The organism is Streptomyces sp. NH27 (assembly GCF_056859195.1).
The window spans coordinates 1-4,394 of record NZ_JACEGK010000612.1 but is presented as its reverse complement, the minus strand read 5'-3'; the positions used below and the strand labels follow the sequence as shown (position 1 = coordinate 4,394).

The 4,394-nt window shown below is 73.6% G+C and carries 3 protein-coding genes; all 3 read left to right on the top strand.

Features of this window, described 5'->3' with window-relative positions:
• The coding region (gene lanKC, locus AC13HU_RS33040) for a class III lanthionine synthetase LanKC (protein WP_483045669.1) at positions 1-2,587 on the top strand (2,587 nt) is incomplete at its 5' end.
• A gap of 9 nt (positions 2,588-2,596) precedes the next feature.
• Positions 2,597-4,036: an MFS transporter gene (locus AC13HU_RS33035; protein ID WP_483045668.1), complete on the top strand. Its 1,440-nt coding sequence runs from the start codon at positions 2,597-2,599 to the stop codon at positions 4,034-4,036.
• Positions 4,037-4,170: 134 nt separating this feature from the next.
• A complete protein-coding gene (locus tag AC13HU_RS33030) occupies positions 4,171-4,362 on the top strand; it encodes a hypothetical protein (RefSeq protein WP_483045667.1) in 192 nt (63 codons plus the stop codon).
• The last annotated feature ends 32 nt before the right edge of the window (positions 4,363-4,394 follow it).

The window sequence follows — 4,394 nt, the reverse complement described above, 5'->3', positions numbered from 1 at the left end:
CTTCTACGCGCCGCTGGAGACCACCCGCGACCGCGGTGAGATCTACCGTCCCGAGCGGGTACCGGACGACTGGACCGAGACCGAGTCCGGCGTCTGGACGATGTGGCACCGGGGCAAGCAACTTCGCGGTGTCGAGGACGGCTGGAAGGTGCACGTGTCCGCGCGACCCGGCCGCCAGCAGTACGTCCTCGACACCGTCGCCGCCATCTGCTTCGAACAGGACATCGCCTTCAAGCACCTGTCCAGCCGGCTGTTCTACTGGTGGACGCACCAGAAGCAGGCGGTCCGGCAGCAGAGCGGAAAGTTCGTCGCCGCCTACCCCACCAGCGTCCCCGCCGCCCGCGACCTCATGGAGCTCCTGCGCGCCGAACTCGCTGACGAGGAAGGCCCGTTCATCCTCACCGACCGGCGCTACCGGGACTCGCGCACCGTCCACTACCGGTACGGCGCCTTCGCGCCGCGCGAGCGGGTCAACGCCGACGGCACGCGCACCCTGCTGGTCCGCGGAGCCGACGGCGAGCTGGAGGAGGACCGCCGCGGCGTGTCCTTCCACCTCCCGGCCGGCATGACCGACCCCTTCGTCGCGAAACGTCCCGCCACCGCGAAGGCGGCCCGCAGGACGGGGCCGGTGCGCTTCCACGGGTACGTCTTCGAGGAGGCCCTGCAGTTCACCAACTCCGGTGGCGCCTACCGCGGCCTGGAGCAGGCCACCGGCCGCCAGGTCTTCATCAAGGAGGCCCGCGCACACACCGGCGTCGGCCACGGCGAGGCCACCGCACCCGACCAACTCCGCGCCGAATGGGAGACGTTGACCGCACTCCACGAATCGGCACCCGGCCTGGCCCCCCAGCCGCTGGCCTACTTCCGCGAGTGGGAACACGACTTCCTCGTCACCGAGTTCATCGAGGGCGACACGCTCCAGCGCTGGATGGTCGCCAACCACGCGATGCTCGGCGTAGGCCGCCGCCCGCACGAGTACGGCGACTACTACGTCCGGTCCGAGAAGCTGCTCGCGCGGATCGAGAGCGCGCTGGACCGGCTGCACGCGGCCGGCTACCTCTTCGTCGACGTCAGCCCCGGCAACGTGATGGTCGGCGACGACGACAGCGTCAGGCTGGTCGACTTCGAGGCCGCCCAGCGCTCGGACAGCGAGGACATCCTGGTGATGGGCACGCCGGGCTACGCGCCGCCCGCAGACCTCGTCGGCGACGACCTGCTGATCCACGACGAGTACGGGCTGGCCGGCCTCGCCCTGCTGCTGGTCGGGCCCTACCACCAGGTGGCACAGCGCAACCCCGACACCCTGACGCACCTGCGCAGCGAACTGCTGGAGCGGGCGCCGCTGCCGGAACCGCTGTGGCGCAAGGCCGTCAGATTCCACCAGCCGCGCGCCGCGGTGGAGGGCGTCGCCTCCCTCCCGTCGCCCGAGGAGGTGGCCGCCGACCCGCTGCGGCACCTCGCCGAGCTGCGCGACCGCACCGCGGACGCGCTGGTCGCCATGGCCGACCCGGCCCACCCCGACCGGGTGTTCCCCACCATCGCCGACGGCTACCGCAGCAACACCCAGTGCCTCGCCTACGGTTCCGCGGGCGTCCTGCACGCCCTCGGCCGGGCCGGCCGGGCCTTGCCGCAGGGGGCGCTGGAGCGGCTGCGCGACGACACGCTCGGCGGCGTCGAGCGCCTGGCCCCCGGGCTGTTCGCCGGCACCGCGGGCATCGCCTGGGTGCTCGCCGACCACGGCATGCTGGACGAGGCGCGGGACCTGCTCGCCGCCGCGGACCGCCACCCCCTCATCACCTCCGGCGCGTCGGCGACGCTCTTCGGCGGCTCCTCCGGTGTCGCCCTCGCCCACCTCGCGATGTACGGCCACACCCACGACGAGTCGCACCTCGACCGGGCCCTGGAGCTGGCGGCGGCGCTGCCGTCCGACGCCGACCTCACGCCGTGCCTCGGCCCCGACGACGCCACCGGCCTCATGCACGGCCGGACCGGCATCGCCCTGATGCTCCAGCAACTCGCCGCAGTCACCGGGTCGGCCGACGGGTTGAGCCGCGGCGTACAGCTGCTGCACGCCGAACTCGACCGCGCCAGCGACCCCGAGGCGCCCGGCCTGGCCTTCCCGGTCTCCGCCACCGACGACCGCAGCCTGCCGTACCTCTACTGCGGCTCCGCCTCCATGGCGCACGCCGTCGTCCGCTACGTGCGGGTGGTGGACGACGACCGGCTCACGGAGGCGATGCCGCGCCTGCTGCTGCCGACACGCACCACGTACACCGTGATGTCCGGGCTGTACCAGGGCCTGGCCGGCCTCGGTTTCGGCCTCGCGGAGTACGCGGAGGCGACGGGCGACGAAGCGGCCAGGGCCGACGCGATCCGCAACGCGCGGGGACTGTTCAAGTTCGCCGTACCGCACGAGACCGGCGTCCGCTTCCTCGGCGACCAGCTCATGCGGTTCAGCGCCGACCTGTGGAGCGGCTCGGCCGGTGTGCTGCTCTTCCTGACGCAGCTGCTGGACCCCGCGCCCGACCCGCTGTTCACCGTGGACGCGCTCGCCGGCGCGCACACCCGTACCGTCGCGACCCGTTGAGGTGGACCGATGAGCCGTGAGAAAGCCATCGGGGCGGGCAAGGCGACGGACCGCGCGGGCGTTTCGGACGCCGCGGACACGGCGGGCGGCGCGGATGCCGCGCGCAGCGCGGATGCCCCGGGCGACGCGGATGCCCCGGGCGACGCGGATGCCGCTGACACGTCGAGCACCGCGAAGGCGGGCGGCGCGGGCTGGGCCGTCGACCGTGACGTCAACCTCTACTGGTGCGGGCAGACCGCCTCCGCCTTCGGCTCGGTCTTCACCGCGATCGCGCTGCCGGTCGTGGCCGTGGTGCACCTCAACGCCTCCGCGGGGGACATCGGCCTGATCAGCGCCGCCGCCACCGCCCCGATCCTGCTGTTCGGCTTCCCGGCCGGCGCGCTCGCCGACCGCATCGTCCACCCGCGCCGCACCCTGATCCTGCTGGACCTGGTCTGCGCGGTCGCGATCGGCGTGGTCGCCCTCGGGTTGGCCGCCGGCGCCGTCTCGCTGCTGTGGCTGGGCCTGCTCTGCGCCGTCATGGGCGCCGCGTCCACGCTGTCCACGGCCGTGTACTTCCTGCACCTGCGCCAACTCGTCGGTCCCGACGGCATCGGCGGCGCCCGCGCCAGACTCCAGGCAGGGCAGTACGGCGCCGCGCTCGTCGGCCGGCTACTGGCCGGACCCGCCATCGCCGTGCTCGGCGCGGCCGCCGCCCTGTCCGTCGACGTGGCGAGCTACGTGCTCAGCGCCGCCGCCCTGGTGACCATGCGCTCGCCCGACCTCGTGCCGCGCGGGCCCGCACCCTCGGTCCTCACCACCCTGCGCGGCGCCATGGCCGGTATGCGGGTCTTCACCGGGGACGCCTTCCACCGCGCGCTGGGCGTGTTCATCATCGTGCCGGCCGCGACGCTGGCCGGCGTCACCGCCCTGACCGGACCGTTCCTGCTGCGGGTGATCCACCTGCCGACCGCCGCGTACGGCTCCCTCTTCGCGCTCTCGGGGCTGATGGGCCTGGCCGGCTCGGCCGTCGCCGGGCGGGTGCTGACGCCGGGCCGCGACGCCCGGCGGGTGATGCTGGCCGCCTTCACCGCCGGCATGATCTGCAGCCTGCTGCTGCCGCTGGCCGCCGGACCGCTGCCGCTGGCCGCGTTCTGCGCGGCGATGGGCATCGGCCTGCCCATCTTCTTCGGCGCGATCGCCAACGTGGCCGTCAGCTCCGTACTGGTCTCCGACATGTCGGAGGAGACGCTCGGCCGCGCGATGGCCGCGCTCCAGGTGTGTCTCGCCGCGGCGGGCCTGGTCGGCGCGCTGGGGTGCGGTGTGCTCGGCGACTGGATCGGGGTGCGCGGGGCGCTGTGGGTCATGGGGCTGATCGCCCTGTGCGGCATCGCGCTGAGCCTGCCGTCCGCCCTGCGCGCCGCGCGACGGACCGAGAGCGTGCCGGAGCGGTCGCCGGCGCCGGTCTGAGCCGGTGCCGGTCCGAGCCGGTGACGTGACCGGCGCACGTTTGCGGTCGCGGCGACAGCCGCGGCAACGGCCCCGTCGGCGCCGTCCGGTGACGGCGGACAGTGGAAACCGATCGACGAAAGACGAGGAACCCCGTGAACGAAGTGCTCAGGCTCCAGTCGCTGGAGAACGTGAAGGACCAGAGGAAGGCCAACTTGATGCCGATCAGCATCAGCGTGGCCGGGAGCACGCTGAGCCTGGTCTGCGGTTGGGACTGCGTGTGGGGCAGTTCGGCGCGGATCGCGCAGGAACCGCAGGGCGGTCTCGGCCTGCCCGGCCCGGCCTGACACGGCCCGGCCTGACACGGCCCGGCCTGACC